This window comes from Azospirillum canadense, from assembly GCF_025961225.1.
GTDB classification, from domain to species: Bacteria; Pseudomonadota; Alphaproteobacteria; order Azospirillales; family Azospirillaceae; genus Azospirillum; species Azospirillum canadense.
This window is the reverse complement of record NZ_JAOQNG010000001.1, coordinates 1830866-1848601: the sequence shown is the minus strand read 5'-3', so window position 1 is coordinate 1848601 and position 17736 is coordinate 1830866. Positions and strand designations below refer to the sequence as shown.

Here is a 17736-nt window from a genome sequence, read left to right as displayed (position 1 = left end):
CCGCAGGGCGACCGACCAATGCGGCCGAGGGGTGTATATCGGCTGCGCCGTTCCGGGCGATCGGGGTGCTGGTCGTGGCCGGCAAAGTCCCCATATCGGGAGGGGGCGGATTGCCCGGGGGAGAAGGATGCGCGTGGCGTTCGTGAACCGGGGCATCATCATGGCCTGCACGCTGGCCTTCGTGCTGGGCCTGCCGCCGGAGCCCTTCGCCTTCGTCCCCGCCTATTTCTACGGAACCGTGGAACTGGCCGGGCCACTGCCGACCTGGGCGGTGTGGCGCGGGCTGTTTGGCCATGTGCTGATCCACGGCGACGTCGTGCATCTGGTCAGCAACATGCTGGCGCTGTGGGCCTTCGGCGACGCGGTGGAGACGGCGCTGGGCTCCTGGCGGTACCTGCTGTTCTTTCTTCTGTGCGCTGTGGCAGGGGCTCTGGTGGAGGGGGCGCTGGCCGCCGACACCATGGCCCCGCTGGTCGGGGCGAGCGGCGCCATCTGCGGCGTCATGGGCGCCTATCTGCTGCTGCACCCGCAGGCGGTGCTGGGCCTGTCGCCGGGGCCGCGGGTGCCGGCCTCGCTGGTGGTCGGCGGGTTCCTGGGGGTGAACGTGGCGATGACGCTGATGCCGCCGGCGCCGGATTCGGGGCTGGCGGACGTGGCGTGGGCGGCGCATCTCGGCGGATTCGCGGCGGGGATGGCGCTGGTGACCCTGCTGCGCCGGCCGGGGGTGGAGGTGTGGGGCACGGCGCGGCTGGCGACGGCGGCCAAGGCGGCGGTCTACCTGACGATCGTGGTGGTTCTGCTGCGCACGCTGTGAGCGTTGCCTTTGGGGGCTTTCGCCCGGATACTGCGGCCTCTCATTGATGGAGGCTTTGGGTTATGGCGGAATCCGGGACCGCGCCGGTGCTCGGCGTGATCGGCGGCAGCGGCGTCTACGACATCGACGGGCTGGAGAACAAGCGCTGGGTGAAGGTCGAGACCCCCTTCGGCGACCCGTCGGACGAGCTGCTGACCGGCGAACTGAACGGGCAGACGCTGGTCTTCCTGCCGCGCCACGGCCGCGGCCACCGCATTCCCCCGTCGGAGCTGAACTTCCGCGCCAACATCTACGCGCTGAAGGCGCTGGGCGTGACGGAGATCCTGTCGGTGTCGGCCGTCGGCTCCCTGAAGGAGCATCTGCCGCCGGGCACCTTCGTGGTCATTGACCAGTTCATCGACCGCACCTTTGCCCGCGCCAAGACCTTCTTCGGCACGGGGATGGTGGCGCATGTGGCGCTGGGGCACCCGGTCTGCGGCCGGCTCGGCGACCTGATCGAGGAGGCGCTGGTCGAACTGCGCATCCCGCACCAACGCCGCGGCACCTACATGGTCATGGAAGGCCCGCAGTTTTCCACCAAGGCCGAGTCCGAGTTGTACCGAAGCTGGGGGTGCGACGTCATCGGCATGACCAACATGCCGGAGGCCAAGCTCGCCCGCGAGGCGGAGATGTGCTACGCGACCGTCGCCATGGTGACCGACTTCGACTGCTGGCACCCGGACCATGACCATGTGACGGTGGACGCGGTGATCAAGGTGGTGGTTGCCAACGCCGACAAGGCACGCTCTCTGGTGAAGCAACTGGCGCCGAAGCTGGTGGTGCGCGAGGGGATGTGCGAGCAGGGGTGCCACACGGCGCTCGACAATGCCCTGATGACCGCGCCGGACAAGCGCGACCCGGAACTGGTGAAGAAGCTGGGCGTGATCGTCGCCCGCGTTCTGGGCTGATCATGCTTCGGGGGTGCCTCGGCACCCCCGATTTCAGCCGGCTCTCTCCAGCGGGGTGCGGCTTAGTGTCGCGTGCGCGCGGGGGTGACGTAGACGCCGTCCCAATCGACGCCGAACAGGGCGTCGTCGCCGGCTTCCTCGACCAGCTCGTCATACTCGTTGACGTCGATCAGGCCGAAGATGGAGGCCGTGCCCGAGGCGTCCAGGTCGCAGGTGACGACGCGGCCGGCAAACTCGACCGAGGTGAAGAACACCTCCGGCAGTTCCATGCTGTCCAGGTCGGCGGACACCGCGCATTCGATCTCGTGCACGAGGCGCGAGGAGAGGGAGCCGCGCAGCTTGGCCGCCTGGGACGACCACACGATCCGCTTCACGCGCGCGGCGGGGCGGGCATCGACGTCACCAATGGCCTCGTCCGGCTGGGCGGCCATGGCGATCATCCGGGAAACCAGGTTCGACGGGCTGGGCGCACGCATAGAAACCTCCGCTGAAGAACGAGCCCAGATTCGCCCAGCGGGGGTTAACGGGGTCTTAAGTCCGTAGGTCGCAGAGGGCTTACCCCCTATGCGCAAAGTTCTAGCAGGTCCTAGCCGGAAGGGCGGAAAAGGCCACCGCCAGCCGGGCGGCCACAACCGCGTTGTGACGGATCAAAGCCATGTTCGCCGTCAGGCTGCGCCCGGCGGTGATGCGCTCCAGCGCCGCCAGCAGGTGCGGCGTGACGGATTTCCCCGTGATTCCATGAGCTTCCGCATGGTCCAGGGCCTGCGCGATGGCCTCCTCCATGGCGGCACCGTCCAGGGCGTCGGCCTCCGGAATGGGGTTGGCCAGGACCACGCCGCCCTCCAACCCCAGGTCCCATTTGGCCCGCAGGATGGCCGCGACCTCGGTGACGTTGTCACAGCGATGCGAGATGGGCAGACCGGAGTTGCGGCTGTAGAAGGCCGGAAACTCGTCGGTGCCGAGACCCAGGACCGGGACTCCGCGAGTTTCCAGAACCTCCAGCGTCTTGGATAGGTCGAGAATCGACTTGGCCCCGGCGCAGACCACGCAGACGCTGGTGCGCGCCAGCTCGTCCAGGTCGGCGGACACGTCGAAGCTGGTCTCCGCCCTGCGGTGCACGCCGCCCAGCCCGCCGGTCGCGAAGACGGCGATGCCGGCCAGCCGTGCGGCGATCATTGTGGCGGCCACCGTGGTCGCCCCGGGTGCCCCGGTCGCCAGCGCCACGGGCAGGTCGCGGCGGCTGAGCTTCATGACCGCCTTGCCGCCGGCCCTTTCGCCGGACGCGAGCCGTTCCAGAGCCTCGTCGTCCAGCCCGACGCGGATTTTCCCGTCCAGCACGGCGATCGTCGCCGGGACAGCCCCCTCGGTGCGAATCAGCGCTTCGAGCGAGCGGGCGGTGTTCAGGTTCTTCGGGTAGGGCATGCCGTGGGCGATGACTGTGGATTCCAGCGCCACCACGGGCTGCCCGTTCGCCAGGGCGTCGGCGACTTCGGGCGTCAGGGACAGGCGGTCGTGCATGGTCTCGATTCTCCCCTGTTTGCAGCCCATCCTGCGCCGCGGGGGCGCCCCGCGCAACCGGCGGTGACGGAATTTTGTCCTTTCGGCAGGACGGACTATATTGGGGGCATGCCCTCCATGTCCCCGAACAATCCTCCCCACCCTGAACGCTGGATGAAGGTCTGCCCCGAAGGGCTCTATGTGGAGCCGGGCGGATTCTACGTCGATCCGCTGCGCCCGGTGGAGCGCGCGGTGATCACGCACGGCCATTCCGACCACGCCCGGCCGGGCCATGCCAAGGTGCTCGCCACGCCCGGCACGCTCGCGATCATGCGGCAGCGGCTGGGCGAGGGGGCGGGCGGCTTCCAGCAGGCGCTGGAATATGGCGAGGCGATCCGCATCGGTGAGGTCACGGTGCGGCTCGCCCCGGCCGGCCATGTGCTGGGCAGCGCGCAGGTCATTCTTGAACACGCCGGCAGCCGGGTGGTCGTCTCCGGCGACTACAAGCGGACCTTCGACCGCACCTGCGCGCCCTTCGAGCCGGTGCCCTGCGACGTCTTCATCACCGAGGCGACCTTCGGCCTGCCGGTCTTCCGCCACCCGCCGGACCTGGGCGAGGTGCGCAAGCTGATCCACTCGCTGGAAATTTTTCCGGAGCGGACGCACGTCGTCGGCGTCTACGCGCTCGGCAAGTGCCAGCGGCTGATCACGCTGCTGCGCGCGGCGGGCTACGACCGGCCGATCTACCTGCACGGCGCGCTGGAACCGATCTGCACGCTGTACGAGGGGTTCGGGATCGCGCTGGGAGAACTGCGGCCGGCGACGGTCGCGGCGAAGGAGGAGCTGAAGGGCGCCCTGGTGCTCGCCCCGCCTGCCGCGGTGGCTGACCGCTGGGCGCGTCGGTTGACCGACCCGGTGGTGGCGATGGCGTCGGGCTGGATGCGCGTGCGGCAACGGGCGCGGCAGCGCGGCGTGGAACTGCCGCTGGTCATCTCCGACCACGCGGACTGGGACGAGCTGACGCAGACCTTGGACGACGTCGGCGCGCCGGAGGTCTGGGTGACCCACGGGCGGGAGGAAGCGCTGGTGCACCACGCGACGCAGCGGGGAATCCGCGCGCGGGCGCTGGCCCTGGTGGGGTTCGAGGAGGAGGGGGCGTGAACCGCTTCGCCACGCTGATCGACGCGCTGGTCTTCATGCCGTCGCGCAATGGGAAGATCCGGCTGCTGGCGGACTTCTTCTCCACGACGCCCGATCCCGACCGCGGCTGGGCGCTGGCCGCGCTGACCGAGGCGCTGACCTTCAACGAGGCCAAGCCCGCGGCCATCCGCCAGCTGGTCGCCGCGCGCACCGATCCGGAGCTGTTCGCGCTGTCCTACGACTACGTCGGCGACCTTGCGGAGACGGTGGCGCTGATCTGGCCGGAGCGGCACGACCGCGCCAACAGCCTGCCGCCCTCCCTGCCGGAGGTGGTGGACACGCTGCGCGCGGCCAAGCGCAGCCAAGTGATGGATCTGGTGGAGGGCTGGCTGGACACGTTGGACAGCTCCGGCCGCTTTGCGCTGCTGAAGCTGATCACCGGCAGCTTGCGGGTCGGCGTGTCGGCGCGGCTCGCCAAGACGGCGCTGGCGGAGTTGGGCAAGGTTGACATCGGCGAGTTGGAGGAATGCTGGCACGGGCTGACCCCGCCTTACCTGGACCTGTTCGCCTGGCTGGAGGGGCGGTCCGAGCGCCCGGCCGCGGGGCATGGCGCCGGCTTCCGACCGCTGATGCTGTCGCACCCGCTGGAGGAGGAGGACCGGGCCTCCCTGGACCCCGTGGACTACAGCGCGGAATGGAAGTGGGACGGCATTCGCGTGCAGCTGGTGTCGAAGGGCGGGGAGCGGCGCATCTACAGCCGCACCGGCGACGACGTGTCCGGCGCCTTCCCCGACATCGTGGACCACATGAGCTTCGACGCCGTCCTGGACGGGGAGCTTCTGGTGGCGCGCCGCGAGGGCGAGGTGGCGTCCTTCAACGACCTGCAGCAGCGGCTGAACCGCAAGGCGGTGACCGCCAAGATGCTGCAGGAGTTCCCGGCCTGGGTGCGGCTCTACGACATCCTGTTCGACGGTGACGAGGACCTGCGCGGCCTGTCCTTCCTGGAACGGCGCGCGCGGCTGGAGCGCTGGTACGGCGAGGTCCAGCCCCGGCGCATGGACCTGTCGCCGCTGGTGCCCTTCGCCGGCTGGGCGGAGTTGGAGTCCCTGCGCGACAACGCGCGGGAGAACAGCATCGAAGGGCTGATGCTGAAGCGGCGCGACAGCGTCTACACCGCCGGGCGGCCGAAGGGCCCCTGGTTCAAGTGGAAGCGCGGCGCGCTGACGCTGGACACCGTGCTGATGTACGCGCAGCGCGGGCACGGCAAGCGGTCGAGCTATTACTCCGACTTCACCTTCGGGGTCTGGCGCGGCGACGAGCTGGTGCCGGTGGGCAAGGCCTATTTCGGCTTCACCGACGCGGAGCTGGTGGAGCTGGACCGCTGGGTGCGCAACAAGACGGTGCGCAAGTACGGCCCGGTGCGGGAGGTCGAACCGGGCCTCGTCCTGGAGGTCGCCTTCGACAGCGTGCACCCGTCGACCCGGCACAAGAGCGGGCTGGCCATGCGCTTCCCCCGCGTCCACCGCATCCGCTGGGACAAGCCCGCGGGCGAGGCCGATCGGCTGGAGACCTTGCAGAAGATGGTGGTGGTGTAGGTTTGGGCGTTTTTCGGGCGGGAGGGTGTCACGGGATAACGACGCATCCCATGTAATCGGCTCATTCTACGAGGAAGGGTCGATTTGGGTGAACGACCGTGGTGCCCGCGCTGCGGCAGCGTGCGGGTGGTGAAATCCGGCCACGTGCTGGGCAAACAACGTTGGTTGTGCCGCAGGTGCGGCTTCCAGTTCACGCGCCTGCCGGACACGACGGTGCCGGAGCCGACGAAGCAAGCGGCGGTGACGCTGTACGGGCATGGGCTGTCGTTGCGCGCCGTCGGCAAGTTGCTCGGCACGACCGGCCAGTCCGTGCTGCGTTGGGTCTGCCAGTATGTGGACCGGCATTGCTCCAAGCCGATTCCGGAGCCGGCCAACGTCATCGAGATCGACGAGATGTGGCATTATCTCGGCTGCAAGGCGCAGAAACTCTGGATCTGGAAGGCGTACGACCGCGACAGAGGACGCCTGATCGACTGGGAATGCGGCAAGCGCGACGAAGCCACCTTCCGGCGTCTGTACGAGCGTCTGCAACGCTGGGGCGCACGCCTGTTTTGCACCGATCAGTTCGCCGTCTACGACACGGTTCTCCCGATCGGGCGGCATTATCAGGGCAAGGACCAGAGTGTCGCCCTGGAGCGCAACAATGGCCGCCAGCGGCATTGGGTCGGAACCTGCCGCCGCAAGTCGATCATCGTCTCCAAGAGCAAGGCCATGGTGAACCGCCGTATGGCCCTGTTTGCCCATCTCCATGGCAACGATGAGGCCCGGCCAGAAATGCACCGGCTTCCCGGCATTTCGCTCCAGCGCAAGGCTCTTGCCTAAACTGCGTCGTTACCCCGTGACACCTTCTTCGGGCGGGGTTATTCACCACCAAGACACCAAGGCACCAAGATCAAACTTGCTATGGCATCGGCTCCGGTTTGCGTGTCGGCCGGGGCTTCTCACTTGGTGTCTTGGTGCCTTGGTGGTTAATTCTCTCACCCGCGCTTCAGACGCATGTCGATGTGGTCGATGCCTACATCGTCGTAGATGTCGCTGACGCGGTGCAGGCCGAAGCTGCCGTAGAAATCTTCCAGGTACAGCTGCGCGCTGATCAGCACATCGTGCTCCGGCCATTCGCGGGCGAGGCGGCCCAGGCATTCGGCCACCAGCCGACGGCCCAGCGCCTTGCCGCGCCACGCCGGCGCCACGGCGAGGCGGCCGAAGGAGGTCGTCCCGGTCGCCGGATCCGGCCCGAAGATGCGCGCGTAGCCGACGGGCGCCGTGGTCTCGCCGTCGTAGAGCGCGAGGTGCAGGGCTTCCGGGTCGCGGCCGTCAAGGTCGGGGTAGGGGGAGGCCTGCTCGACGATCAGCACGCTCTGGCGCAGATGCAGCATGGCGTAGAAGTCGGCAAGCGGCAGCTCGTCGAAGCGGGACCAGCGGGATTGCATGGGCGGGTTCCTAAAAGGACGGGTCCGTGGCGGACAGGTGTTCGACCGTGAAGCCGAAGCGGTCGTGCAGCAGTTCCGCCACGCGGCGGCGATGGCAGACGTGGGGCGAGGCCTCGAAGCAGAGCAGGCAGGCCGGGCGCTCCTGCGCCAGGGCCGCGGCGCGGGACAGGTCGTGCTCCGCCTCCGGCGTCTGCATCTTCTCTTCCACGATGGACCAGAAGCGGTCCATGTCGCCTTGGTGGGCGGCGACGCGCCCTTCCTTCGGCGTGCCCAGCCCCTTCAGGTGGACGTAGCCGATGCCGACCTCCTCCAGCCCGGCGGACAGGGGGCGCTTGGAAAAGCCGGCGCGGCGGGACAGCGGCAGGTCGCGCACGTCCAGCAGGACGCCGACCCCGCGCGCCTTCAGCGTCGCCAGCAGGTCGCCCTGCGACGCACGCTCGTAGCCGATGGTGAAAAGGGTCGGGGCGGTCATCGGGCTGGCCGTCATGAGGCTGAGGGGGCCGTGGGAAGAGCGTTGCGGATCATGTAGTCGGCGATGTCCTTGGGCTTCACCTTGATGTCAACGAGCGGCTCGTCGGCGGACATCGCCTTGGCGACGAGCAGGCTGTTCTGCACGTTGGTGAGCGTAATGCGGAACACTCCAGTCGCACCCTTCAATTTGGGGTAGTAGGTCGGGTCGATGACCTTTTCCTTGCGCATCAGCCGTTCTAGCACCGAGTCTTCGTCAATATCGGCGATGTCCTGGCTGTGCACCGTGCGCCAGTCGGTCTCCCCGGCCCAGCCGGCTTCGACCGCGGCCTTCGCCGCGTCCTGGTCCGCGGCCACGCCCAGCTTGAAGGTGTGCTTGCCCTGTCCGACGTCGGACGCCCATTTCGTCAGCGCGGCGCTGCGCGCCACATAGACCACGGCCATAGTGTTTTTCCTCCCCAATGCCGGGGCCATGCTGCCGCGACGGGCGGGGAGTGGCAACCGTGGAAAGCGGCGGGCTGGCAGGAAACGTGCCGGTTTATGGAAAGCTTGATTGCCGGGACAGCGGGGTGATCAGGATGCGGCTGATCACGTCCTTGCCGAACAAGCGGACGCTCTCGTCGTTGATGGTGCGGCGCAGTGCCGGCATGTTGGCGATGTTGCCGCGCACGATCCAGCCTTCCGCGATCCCCTTGTAGACGGCGCGCAGGGTCGCGTCGTGCAGGCGCGGGATGGCCAGTTGGACGTCGCCCAGCTTGGTGGCGTTCGCCACCTCCAGCATCACCTCGATCTGCGTGTAGCGCTCCACCTGCCCGCGGGTGACGACCGGGACCATCACGGGCTTGATGCGCACCGACGGCGGCAGGGCCGGCGGGCCTTCAGCGGCCAACGCGGCGGTCCGGGGGGCGAATCCCAGCACGGCGCCGAGCAATGCGGCGCCCAGCAGACCGGATCGGAAGGAGGCGAGGACCCTGCGCATGGCGCCGGCACCGGTTTCGTCGTTCGGAGCGGGGCCGAGTGTACCCCGGTGGGGTACCCCCTTCAACGGCGCCGGGGGTGCCGGGGGTGAGACAAAACACGCGGGCACCCATGCGGAGCCCGCGTGGCGCGCGCCGGTGAAACGGCGCCCGATGTCGGTGAGTAGACTTCAGGGAATGAGAGCCAGTGCAACCGGTGCGGGTTAGGCGGCCTTCTTGCCACTGGCCTGGATGGCCTTTTTGTTCACGTCGTTGATCGCCAGAGTGTTGAGCTTCTTGTCGGTGTCTTTTTCTTCGTTCAGCGTCTCCTCCAGTAGCTGCGCGACCTTGGTCAGGCCGCAGGCTGTGGCGTAGGCGTGGACGGTGCCGTAGCTGGCGATCTCGTAATGCTCCACCTTCTGGGCGGCCGCGATCAGGGCGGCGTCCTGCACCTCAGGCGCGAGGCCCATTTCCAGGATCTCGCGGGCCTCGTTGATCAGCCCTTCCATGGCTTCGCAATGCTTGCCGCGGCTGCGGGTGTCCAATTCCTCGAAGACCTGTTCGAGACGCTCGACCTGGCCGCGGGTCTGTTCGAGGTGCAGCTCGAACGCTTGGCGCAGCTGTTCGGAATGGGCCGCCTTGGCCAGCTTCGGCAGCGCCTTGGTGATCTGCTTCTCCGCGTGATAGATGTCGCGCAGTTCCTCGATCAGCAGATCCTGCATGGTCTTGGTTGCCATGGCGCAAGTACCTCACGTTGTGGGGATGTGTGTGCGCCATCAACAGGGCTTGGTGGCCGGGGTTCCGACGCGAAGGAGAGGACGATGACGGGCAGGGCAGGGGGCGGCCAGGGCGGGGCCCAGGGCGGGAACAGGGGCGGTGGCGAGGTGCTGTTCGAGTTCCAGCGCGTCGGCAGCTACATGAAGGTCATCGCCATCGACCCCGCCACGGGGACCGAGGTGTCGGTCGCCGGGCCGGCCACCGGCAGCACGGAGCTGCTGAAGCGCACCGCGGTTAACAAGCTGCAGTTCGTGCTGAACCGTGCCGCCGCCGCCAAGGCGCCGGGGCGCTGATCCTTCGCTGGCGGGTGCCCCACAAGGAACGCGCCCACCGGACGGGTCCGGGGGCGCGGTTCTAGTCTTGGCTTCTGCTGATGGTGAGCACTGACATCCCGGAGCCGGACCTGCGGGGCCGGTCCTGGGGCGAACTGCTCGGCCACAACTCTAGTCCTATGCATCCCCGTCGGCACTGGTGCATCGGTCGTAACGCCTGTAGAAACCGCATCGACGAACGAATGGGCCGACGCTTCGCGCGCTTGAACTCAGCCGGCGGATGGTGGAGCTTGGCCCAGAACAGACGCCGACACGGCAAGTCCGGAGGGAGACGAATACATGCGTTGCGCCAAGTTCGTGCTGGGAGCGGCCGCGATGGCCGTGGCGATCACCATGGCGATCACGGGGGCGATCACGGGGGCCGGCCTATCCCAGGCCCTGGCCGCAACCGTCAACGGCTGCACCAAGCCCGGCGTTCCCGTCTGCATGGACGACACCACCACCTTCGTCAGCGCCGACAAGATGTCCGCCTGCCAGTTCGAGGTGAAGGAGTATGTGGACCGGACGATGGACTACCTGAAGTGCCTCAACGAGGAGAACACCAACACCGGGCAGGAGTTGACCCGGAACGTGGAGCGCTTCAACTGCCGTCTGGCCGGTGGAAAGACTTGCGGCTGAGCACTGGCCCAAGTCCATCAACCGAAGATCATGAGTTCGGCATTGTCGGCGCGGCATTGTGAAAAAGAAAGGGCCGGCCCCATAACCTGTGAAAAAGAAAGGGCCGGCCCCATAACCAGGGCCGGCCCTTTCTTTCAGGACGGAGCGCGCGATCAGCCGGCGCGGCGGCGCGTCTGGCGCCCGGAGCTGCGGCCAAGGCCGATTCGCTTGGCGAACTCCGACCGCTGGGCGGCGTAGTTCGGCGCAACCATCGGGTAATCCGGCGGAAGGCCCCAACGGGCGCGGTATTCGTCGGGCGACATGTTGTAGGTCGAGCGAAGGTGCCGCTTCAGCATCTTCAGCTTTTTGCCGTCCTCGAGACAAACGATGTATTCGGGCGTGACCGACTTGCGAATCGGAACCGCAGGCTTGAGCGGTTCCGTCGGCAACTCGCGCGGCTGCGAGTTCAATCCGGTCAGCGACGAATAGACCGTGTTGATGACCTCGGGAATCTGCTGCGCCGGCAGAACGTTCTTGCTGACATACGCGGAAACGATCTCCGCCGTCATGCGCAGCAGCGCATTGTCGGGCGCGTCGGCGCGAAGCTGGTCACTCATTGCCTGTTGTCCTGAATTTTCATTTGGTCCCTAACACCAAGTTGCATACCGTGATTTTGGTGTCAATATAATTTCGGCAAGCGGGAATTAAGTTATTTAGGACGTCCAGAAGTTAAGAGCGGCCGTTAAATCAGTTAACGCTGAAAACGGCGAGGCGCCGGTGCCTCTGCCCGGCCATTAGGCACCGTCTAGTAGCGCGAAGCTGCGCGAAACCACGAGACTTGGGCACAGCAATTGGCCGATTCGTGTGCCGGTCACGCATCGGACGGGCTGCTTACTCCGTCAACGCCCCGCTCCGCCGCCAAGTAGAGGAAGATTGTTTCGCGGCGGCTGGGAGCAATGTCTGATGATAACGATTCGCAGCAAAAAGGCGATAACGATTCGCAGCGAAAGTCGATAATGATTCGCAGCGATAAGCCCCTGTGTTCCACGCAGGGCGCCCTTGCCCGAGGCGTAGGCGCTGTGCTTTGTGTCCATCTGGCGAATCGCACCGACATCTGGTAGCGTGCGACCCGCGCCGGCCTCCCGCTCCGGGTGGCGCCGCCTGTCTTCGTGCACGGAGTTCCAGTTCCATGACCGCCCGCAACATCGCACTCGCATCCGACCACGCCGGCTTCGAACTGAAGGCCCAAATCGGCTCCTGGCTTCGCGACGCCGGCTACGAGGTGATCGACCTCGGCTGCGACGGCCCGCAGTCGGTCGACTATCCCGATTTCGCGGCCGCCGTGGCCGGCGCCATCGCCGACGGGCGGGCAGAGCGGGGCGTGCTGATTTGCGGCAGCGGCATCGGCATCAGCATCGCGGCGAATCGTCACCCGGGCATCCGCGCGGCACTGGTGCACGACGTGACCACCTCGCGCCTGTCGCGCGAGCACAACGACGCCAACGTGGTGGCGCTGGGCGCCCGCATCATCGGGCCGGAGATCGCCCGGGACTGCGTGGACGTGTTCCTGAAGACCGCTTTCGAAGGCGGCGAGCGGCACAGCCGCCGCATCGCAAAGATGGGTTGACCCTTATTCTTTCCTTATTCGTCTGACCGTTTTCCTGCCGCCGACCCTTCCGCGCACAGCGGCGGACCGACACGGCGGACCGAGACCGCCACTAAGAACCAAGGACCTGCCCTGCCATGACCGTGACCAACGCCGACCCCCGCGCCGAGATCGGCCGCTTCTTCGCCGCCTCGCTTGCCGAGACGGATCCCGAACTCGCGCGTGCGGTGCGCGACGAACTGGTCCGCCAGCAGGAGCAGATCGAGCTGATCGCGTCCGAGAACATCGTCTCCCAGGCGGTGCTGGAGGCGCAGGGCTCGGTCATGACCAACAAGTACGCGGAAGGCTATCCGGGCAAGCGCTACTACGGCGGCTGCGAGTATGTGGACGTCGCCGAGACGCTGGCGATCGAGCGCGCCTGCAAGCTGTTCGGCTGCAACTTCGCCAACGTCCAGCCGAACTCCGGCTCCCAGGCCAACCAAGCGGTGAACCTGGCGCTGCTGCAGCCGGGCGACTGCATCCTCGGCATGTCGCTGGCCGCCGGCGGCCACCTGACCCACGGCGCCGCCCCGAACCTGTCCGGCAAGTGGTTCAAGGCCGTGCAGTACGGCGTGCGCAAGGATGACCACCTGATCGACTTCGACCAGGTCGAGGCGCTGGCCCGCGAGCACAAGCCGAAGCTGATCATCGCCGGCGGCTCCGCCTACCCGCGCGTCCTGGACTATGAGCGCTTCCGCGCCATCGCGGACGAGGTCGGGGCCTACTTCATGGTGGACATCGCCCACTACGCCGGCCTGATCGCCGGCGGCGTCTATCCGAACCCGTTCCCCTACGCCGACGTGGTCACCACCACCACCCACAAGACGCTGCGCGGCCCGCGCGGCGGCATGGTGCTGACCAACAGCGAGGAGATCGCCAAGAAGATCAACTCGGCGGTCTTCCCCGGCCTGCAGGGCGGCCCGCTGATGCACGTCATCGCCGCCAAGGCGGTGGCCTTCGCCGAGGCGCTGCGCCCCGAATTCAAGACCTACGCCCAGGCTGTGCTGGACAACGCCCGCGCCCTGTCGAAGGTGTTGATCGACGGCGGTCTGGACATCGTGTCGGGCGGCACGGACAGCCACATCGTCCTGGTCGACCTGCGCCCGAAGAACCTGACTGGCAAGGCGGCCGAGGCGAGCCTGGAGCACGCCGGCATGACCTGCAACAAGAACGGCGTGCCGTTCGACCCGCAGAAGCCGATGGTCACCTCCGGCGTCCGCCTGGGCAGCCCGGCCGCCACGACCCGCGGCTTCGGCGTCGCGGAGTTCGAGCAGGTCGGCCGCATGATCGTGGAGACGCTGGACGGGCTGGCCGCCAGCAACTCCGGCGACAACGCCGCGGTCGAGGCGAAGGTGCGGGAAGAGGTGCGCGAGCTGTGCCGCCGCTTCCCGATCTACCCGACTCTGTAAAAAGCACCCAAGCAAAGGGAAAGGCCGGACATGCGCTGCCCGTTCTGCGGACACGAGGACACCCAGGTCAAGGACTCGCGGCCGACCGAGGACAACTCGGCGATTCGCCGACGGCGCTTCTGCCCGGGCTGCGGGGCGCGCTTCACCACCTTCGAGCGCGTGCAACTGCGCGAGCTGACGGTGGTGAAGAGCGGCGGGCAACGCGAGCCCTTCGACCGCGAGAAGCTGCTGCGCTCCATGCGCATCGCGCTGCGCAAGCGCCCGATCGACGCCGACCGCATCGACCGGGTGGTGAACAGCCTGGTGCGCCAGCTCGAATCGTCGGGCGAGAGCGAGATCCCGTCGAAGCAGATCGGCGAGATGATCATGGCGGCGCTCCAGGCGCTCGACCCGGTCGCCTACATCCGCTACGCCTCGGTCTACAAGGACTTCCGCGAGGCGTCGGACTTCAACGAGTTCGTCGAGCAGCTCGCCCCGGAGCCCCAGAACGGGTGATCGTTCCACGCATCCTTCTTCTCCCTCTCCCCTCTGGGGAGAGGGGCGGGGTGAGGGGGATGCGCTTTTGCCGAACGTACCAACGATGCCGGGCCCCCTCACCCTAACCCTCTCCCCAGAGGGGAGAGGGGATTTGGTTGCTAGGGGCGGAGCCGTGGCCATGTCTTATCATCCCGACGACCTTCGCCACATGCGCGCCGCGCTGGCGCTGGCTACCCGCGGGCTGGGGAACACTTGGCCGAATCCGGCGGTGGGCTGCGTCATCGTTCGCGACGGCGTGGTGGTCGGGCGCGGCTGGACCCAGCCCGGCGGGCGCCCGCACGCGGAGACCGAAGCCCTGGCCCGCGCGGGTGCTGCGGCGCGCGGCGCCACCGCCTACGTCACGTTGGAACCCTGCAACCATTACGGAAAGACGCCGCCCTGCGCCCTCGCTCTGGTCGAGGCCGGAGTCGCCCGCGTGGTCGTCGCCTGCGGCGATCCGGACCCGCGGGTGGCCGGCGGCGGGCTGGAGCGGCTGCGCGCCGCCGGCATCGCCGTGACCACCGGGGTTTTGGATGACGAGGCCTGGGCGCTCAACGAGGGCTTCTTCCGGCGCATCCAGGACGACCGGCCGCTCTACACGCTGAAAGCCGCGACGACGCTGGACGGGCGGATCGCCACGCATGGCGGCCTGTCGCAATGGATCACCGGCCCCACGGCGCGGGCCTGGGGGCACCGGCTGCGCGCCACGCACGACGCGATCATGGTCGGCATTCGCACTGCGCTGGCCGACGACCCGGAACTGACCTGCCGCCTGCCGGGCCTGACCCACCGTTCCCCCGTGCGGATCGTTGTGGACAGCCGGCTGCGCCTGCCGTTGACCGGAAAGCTCGCGGCCAGCGCGCGGGCCGTGCCGACCTGGGTGATCGCCCGCGAGGACGTCGACGGTCCCCGGCTCGCGGCCTTCGAGGACTGCGGCCTGTCGGTGATTCGCGCCGGCGCCGATTCCGCCGGCCTGCCGGACCTGGTCGAGGCGAGCGCCGCGCTGGCCCGGCGCGGCCTGACCCGCGTGCTGGTGGAGGGCGGGGCGACGCTCAGCGCCTCGCTGCTGCGCGCCGGGCTTGTGGACCGTCTGGAATGGTTCCGCGCCGCGTCGGTGATGGGCGGTGACGGCCTGCCGGCGGTGCACGGTTTCGGCGTGGACGGATTGGACCAGATGGCGCTGTTCCGCCGGGTGGCCGTGCGCCGGGCGGGCGAGGACTTGGCGGAGAGCTACGTGCGGCGCGGATAGCGGTCTGGACAGCGTTGTGCTGCGGCGTCCCACCATACCTCTTTCCACGCAACAGTCCGTTGCGTCCTACGCCATACGGATGAACCTTTCGCGCCGGTGAAAACCTGCTAGATTGCCGGCCCATGTTCACTGGAATCATCACCGATGTGGGGCGCGTTCGGGCCGTGGAGCGGCAGGGCGACACCCGGTTCACCGTCGAGACCGCCTTCGATATGGAGACGGTTCCCATCGGCGCGTCCATCGCCAACAACGGCGTCTGCCTGACCGTCGTGGAGAAGGGGCCGGGTTGGTTCGCCGTCCAGGCTTCGGCGGAGACGCTGTCGAAAACCACGCTGGGCGGCTGGGCCGAGGGCACGCGCGTCAACCTGGAGCGCGCGCTGAAGGTCGGCGACGAGCTGGGCGGGCACATCGTGTCGGGCCACGTCGACGGCGTCGCCACCGTGGCGGACGTGCGCGCGGACGGCGAGTCCAAGCGCTTCACCTTCGAGGTTCCGGCAGAACTGGCCAAGTACATCGCCTCCAAGGGCTCGGTGGCGCTGGACGGCGTATCGCTGACGGTGAACGAGGTCAACGGCGCGCGCTTCGGCGTGAACATCATCCCGCACACGCAGGACGCCACCACCTTCGGTGGGTTGAAGGCCGGCGACCGGGTCAATCTGGAAATCGACATGCTCGCGCGGTACGTGGCGCGGCTGGCAGGTCAGGAATGACGTCGGAGTTCCACGCCTATCTGTCGCGCCCCGAGGAGATCCTGGAGGAGGCGCGCCAGGGCCGGATGTTCATCCTGGTCGACGACGAGGACCGGGAGAACGAGGGCGACCTCGTCATCCCCGCGCAGTGCGCGACGCCCGAGGCCGTCAATTTCATGGCGAAGCACGGTCGCGGCCTGATCTGCCTTGCCATGGACCAGCACCACATCGAGCGGCTGCGCCTGCCGCTGATGGCGCAGCAGAACGGCACCCGCCACCAGACCGCCTTCACCGTATCCATCGAGGCGCGCGAGGGCGTCACCACCGGCATCTCCGCCGCCGACCGGGCCCGCACCATCCAGGTCGCGATCGACCCTACCGCGAGCCCGGATGACATCGTCACGCCGGGCCACGTCTTCCCACTGCTCGCCCGTGACGGCGGCGTGCTGGTCCGCGCCGGCCACACCGAGGCGTCGGTGGACATCGCCCGCATGGCCGGCATGACCCCGGCCGGCGTGATCTGCGAGATCATGAACGACGACGGCACCATGGCCCGCCTGCCGGACCTGGTGAAGTTCGCGCAGTTCCACGGGCTGAAGGTGGGCACCATCGCCGACCTGATCGCCTACCGCCGCCGCACCGAGACGATCGTCGAGCAGCGGCTGGCCGGCGCGCTGGACAGCCGCTTCGGCGGCCGCTTCCAGATGTACGTCTACGTCAACAAGGTGGCGTACGCGGAGCACATCGCGCTGGTCCGCGGCGACATCTCCGGCGACGAGCCGGTGCTGGTGCGCATGCACGCCCTGTCCGTGCTGGACGACGTGCTGGGCGACAAGAGCGCCGCGCGCGACGGTGAGCTTCAGGCCTCCATGGAGATGATCGCCGAGGAGGGCCGCGGCGTGATCGTCCTGCTGCGCGAGCCGATGGCGAACGGGCTGACCGCGACGCTGAAGGCGCGCCTGGAAGGGCACGAAAACCCGACCCCGACGCTGCGCGATTACGGCGTGGGCGCGCAGATCCTTCTGGACCTGGGCGTGCGGAACATGGTTCTGCTGTCGAACCGCAAGAAGTCCATCATCGGGTTGGAAGGCTACGGGCTGACGGTCGTCGGCCATCGCCCGATTCCCCTTCACGATCAGTGATGGTCCGGTGATGGTTTGGCCGAGCAGCGAGAGATGACCGAGAAGCCCCATCTGATGATCGTGGAAGCCCGCTTCTACGAGGACATCGCCGACGAACTGGTCCGCGGCGCCATCGCGGAGATCGAGAAGGACGGCGCCACCTACCAGCGCGTCGCCGTCCCGGGCTGCCTGGAAATCCCCGCTGCGATCCTCTACGCCCTGCGCTCCATGGACTTCTTCACGGCGCGCAAGCGCTTCGACGGCTATGTGGCGCTGGGATGCGTGATCCGCGGCGAGACGACGCACTACGACATCGTCTGCAACGAGAGCGCCCGCGGCCTGCAGGATCTGGCCCTGCGCTACGCGTTGGCCATCGGCAACGGCGTGCTGACGGTGGAGAACCGCGAGCAGGCCTGGGCGCGGGCCTCTGTCGCGGCCAAGAACAAGGGCGGTTTCGCCGCCCGCGCCTGCCTTGACATGATCGAACTGAAACGCCAATTCCGCCTCTATCCGCGTTAACCCCGCGGCATAGTCCCGTTCTACGCCCTGACAGT

Annotated in this window: 22 protein-coding genes; 14 read left to right on the top strand and 8 right to left on the bottom strand. The window is 67.9% G+C overall.

All coding sequences use genetic code 11. The features are described 5' to 3' along the window. The first annotated feature begins 127 nt into the window (after window positions 1-127). Window positions 128-814 (top strand): rhomboid family intramembrane serine protease, encoded by a 687-nt coding sequence (locus tag M2351_RS08815; RefSeq protein WP_264655719.1) that lies wholly within the window; start codon window positions 128-130, stop codon window positions 812-814. Between the two features lie 62 nt (window positions 815-876). Next, window positions 877-1761, top strand: coding sequence for an S-methyl-5'-thioadenosine phosphorylase (locus tag M2351_RS08810; protein WP_264655718.1), 885 nt, complete (start codon window positions 877-879; stop codon window positions 1759-1761). 62 nt (window positions 1762-1823) lie between these two features. Here the strand turns inward: M2351_RS08810 and M2351_RS08805 are convergent, their stop codons facing one another. Then, the gene (locus M2351_RS08805) at window positions 1824-2237 is read right to left on the bottom strand and encodes a hypothetical protein (RefSeq protein WP_264655717.1); all 414 of its coding nucleotides are present in this window, start codon (window positions 2235-2237) and stop codon (window positions 1824-1826) included. Window positions 2238-2337: 100 nt separating this feature from the next. Next, window positions 2338-3279 (bottom strand): pseudouridine-5'-phosphate glycosidase, encoded by a 942-nt coding sequence (locus M2351_RS08800; RefSeq protein ID WP_264655716.1) that lies wholly within the window; start codon window positions 3277-3279, stop codon window positions 2338-2340. Between the two features lie 108 nt (window positions 3280-3387). Here M2351_RS08800 and M2351_RS08795 point away from each other — a divergent pair, with 108 nt between their 5' ends. The 3 genes from M2351_RS08795 to M2351_RS08785 all read left to right on the top strand — a co-directional run bounded on the left by M2351_RS08795 (window position 3388) and on the right by M2351_RS08785 (window position 6815). Continuing rightward, a complete protein-coding gene (locus M2351_RS08795) occupies window positions 3388-4419 on the top strand; it encodes a ligase-associated DNA damage response exonuclease (RefSeq protein ID WP_406567370.1) in 1032 nt (343 codons plus the stop codon). After that, window positions 4416-5993, top strand: a complete 1578-nt coding sequence (locus M2351_RS08790; protein WP_264655715.1) for a cisplatin damage response ATP-dependent DNA ligase — start codon at window positions 4416-4418, stop codon at window positions 5991-5993. Before M2351_RS08795 ends, M2351_RS08790 begins: the two co-directional genes overlap by 4 nt. Window positions 5994-6077: 84 nt before the next feature. Beyond that, window positions 6078-6815: an IS1 family transposase gene (locus tag M2351_RS08785; protein WP_264654917.1), complete on the top strand. Its 738-nt coding sequence runs from the start codon at window positions 6078-6080 to the stop codon at window positions 6813-6815. 155 nt (window positions 6816-6970) lie between these two features. Here M2351_RS08785 and M2351_RS08780 read toward each other — a convergent pair whose 3' ends face one another. The 5 genes from M2351_RS08780 to M2351_RS08760 form a co-directional block, all read right to left on the bottom strand. Further along, window positions 6971-7423 carry a GNAT family N-acetyltransferase gene (locus M2351_RS08780; RefSeq protein WP_264655714.1) on the bottom strand — a complete coding sequence of 151 codons (453 nt, stop codon included), beginning with the start codon at window positions 7421-7423 and terminating at the stop codon, window positions 6971-6973. A 10-nt stretch (window positions 7424-7433) separates the two neighbouring features. Continuing rightward, window positions 7434-7895, bottom strand: a complete 462-nt coding sequence (locus tag M2351_RS08775; RefSeq protein ID WP_264655713.1) for a DUF488 domain-containing protein — start codon at window positions 7893-7895, stop codon at window positions 7434-7436. A gap of 11 nt (window positions 7896-7906) precedes the next feature. After that, window positions 7907-8335 (bottom strand): hypothetical protein, encoded by a 429-nt coding sequence (locus tag M2351_RS08770; RefSeq protein WP_264655712.1) that lies wholly within the window; start codon window positions 8333-8335, stop codon window positions 7907-7909. 94 nt (window positions 8336-8429) lie between these two features. Next, window positions 8430-8870 carry a hypothetical protein gene (locus M2351_RS08765; RefSeq protein WP_264655711.1) on the bottom strand — a complete coding sequence of 147 codons (441 nt, stop codon included), beginning with the start codon at window positions 8868-8870 and terminating at the stop codon, window positions 8430-8432. A gap of 201 nt (window positions 8871-9071) precedes the next feature. Further along, window positions 9072-9584: a YciE/YciF ferroxidase family protein gene (locus tag M2351_RS08760; protein ID WP_264655710.1), complete on the bottom strand. Its 513-nt coding sequence runs from the start codon at window positions 9582-9584 to the stop codon at window positions 9072-9074. An 84-nt stretch (window positions 9585-9668) separates the two neighbouring features. On the opposite strand from M2351_RS08760, the gene M2351_RS08755 reads away from it, so the two are divergent. Both M2351_RS08755 and M2351_RS08750 read left to right on the top strand, forming a co-directional pair. After that, the gene (locus M2351_RS08755) at window positions 9669-9917 is read left to right on the top strand and encodes a DUF6898 family protein (protein WP_264655709.1); all 249 of its coding nucleotides are present in this window, start codon (window positions 9669-9671) and stop codon (window positions 9915-9917) included. Between the two features lie 318 nt (window positions 9918-10235). After that, complete coding sequence (locus M2351_RS08750) at window positions 10236-10574, top strand: hypothetical protein (protein ID WP_264655708.1); 339 nt, start codon at window positions 10236-10238, stop codon at window positions 10572-10574. A gap of 152 nt (window positions 10575-10726) precedes the next feature. On the opposite strand, the gene M2351_RS08745 is transcribed toward M2351_RS08750, so the two are convergent. After that, a complete protein-coding gene (locus tag M2351_RS08745) occupies window positions 10727-11170 on the bottom strand; it encodes a MucR family transcriptional regulator (protein ID WP_264655707.1) in 444 nt (147 codons plus the stop codon). Window positions 11171-11742: 572 nt separating this feature from the next. Between M2351_RS08745 and rpiB the strand changes: the two genes are divergently transcribed. The 7 genes from rpiB to M2351_RS08710 all read left to right on the top strand — a co-directional run bounded on the left by rpiB (window position 11743) and on the right by M2351_RS08710 (window position 17701). Further along, window positions 11743-12180: a ribose 5-phosphate isomerase B gene (rpiB, locus tag M2351_RS08740; protein ID WP_264655706.1), complete on the top strand. Its 438-nt coding sequence runs from the start codon at window positions 11743-11745 to the stop codon at window positions 12178-12180. A gap of 116 nt (window positions 12181-12296) precedes the next feature. Continuing rightward, window positions 12297-13607, top strand: a complete 1311-nt coding sequence (gene glyA / locus M2351_RS08735) for a serine hydroxymethyltransferase (protein WP_264655705.1) — start codon at window positions 12297-12299, stop codon at window positions 13605-13607. A 30-nt stretch (window positions 13608-13637) separates the two neighbouring features. Continuing rightward, window positions 13638-14102, top strand: coding sequence for a transcriptional regulator NrdR (gene nrdR / locus M2351_RS08730; RefSeq protein ID WP_209768836.1), 465 nt, complete (start codon window positions 13638-13640; stop codon window positions 14100-14102). Between the two features lie 160 nt (window positions 14103-14262). Next, window positions 14263-15372, top strand: a complete 1110-nt coding sequence (gene ribD / locus M2351_RS08725; RefSeq protein WP_264655704.1) for a bifunctional diaminohydroxyphosphoribosylaminopyrimidine deaminase/5-amino-6-(5-phosphoribosylamino)uracil reductase RibD — start codon at window positions 14263-14265, stop codon at window positions 15370-15372. Between the two features lie 122 nt (window positions 15373-15494). Beyond that, complete coding sequence (locus M2351_RS08720; RefSeq protein ID WP_264655703.1) at window positions 15495-16082, top strand: riboflavin synthase; 588 nt, start codon at window positions 15495-15497, stop codon at window positions 16080-16082. Next, entirely contained in the window at window positions 16079-17203 is a 1125-nt protein-coding gene (ribB, locus tag M2351_RS08715) for a 3,4-dihydroxy-2-butanone-4-phosphate synthase (RefSeq protein ID WP_264655702.1), read from the top strand. The genes M2351_RS08720 and ribB overlap by 4 nt, the downstream gene beginning before the upstream one ends. A gap of 33 nt (window positions 17204-17236) precedes the next feature. Next, complete coding sequence (locus tag M2351_RS08710; protein ID WP_264655701.1) at window positions 17237-17701, top strand: 6,7-dimethyl-8-ribityllumazine synthase; 465 nt, start codon at window positions 17237-17239, stop codon at window positions 17699-17701. The last annotated feature ends 35 nt before the right edge of the window (window positions 17702-17736 follow it).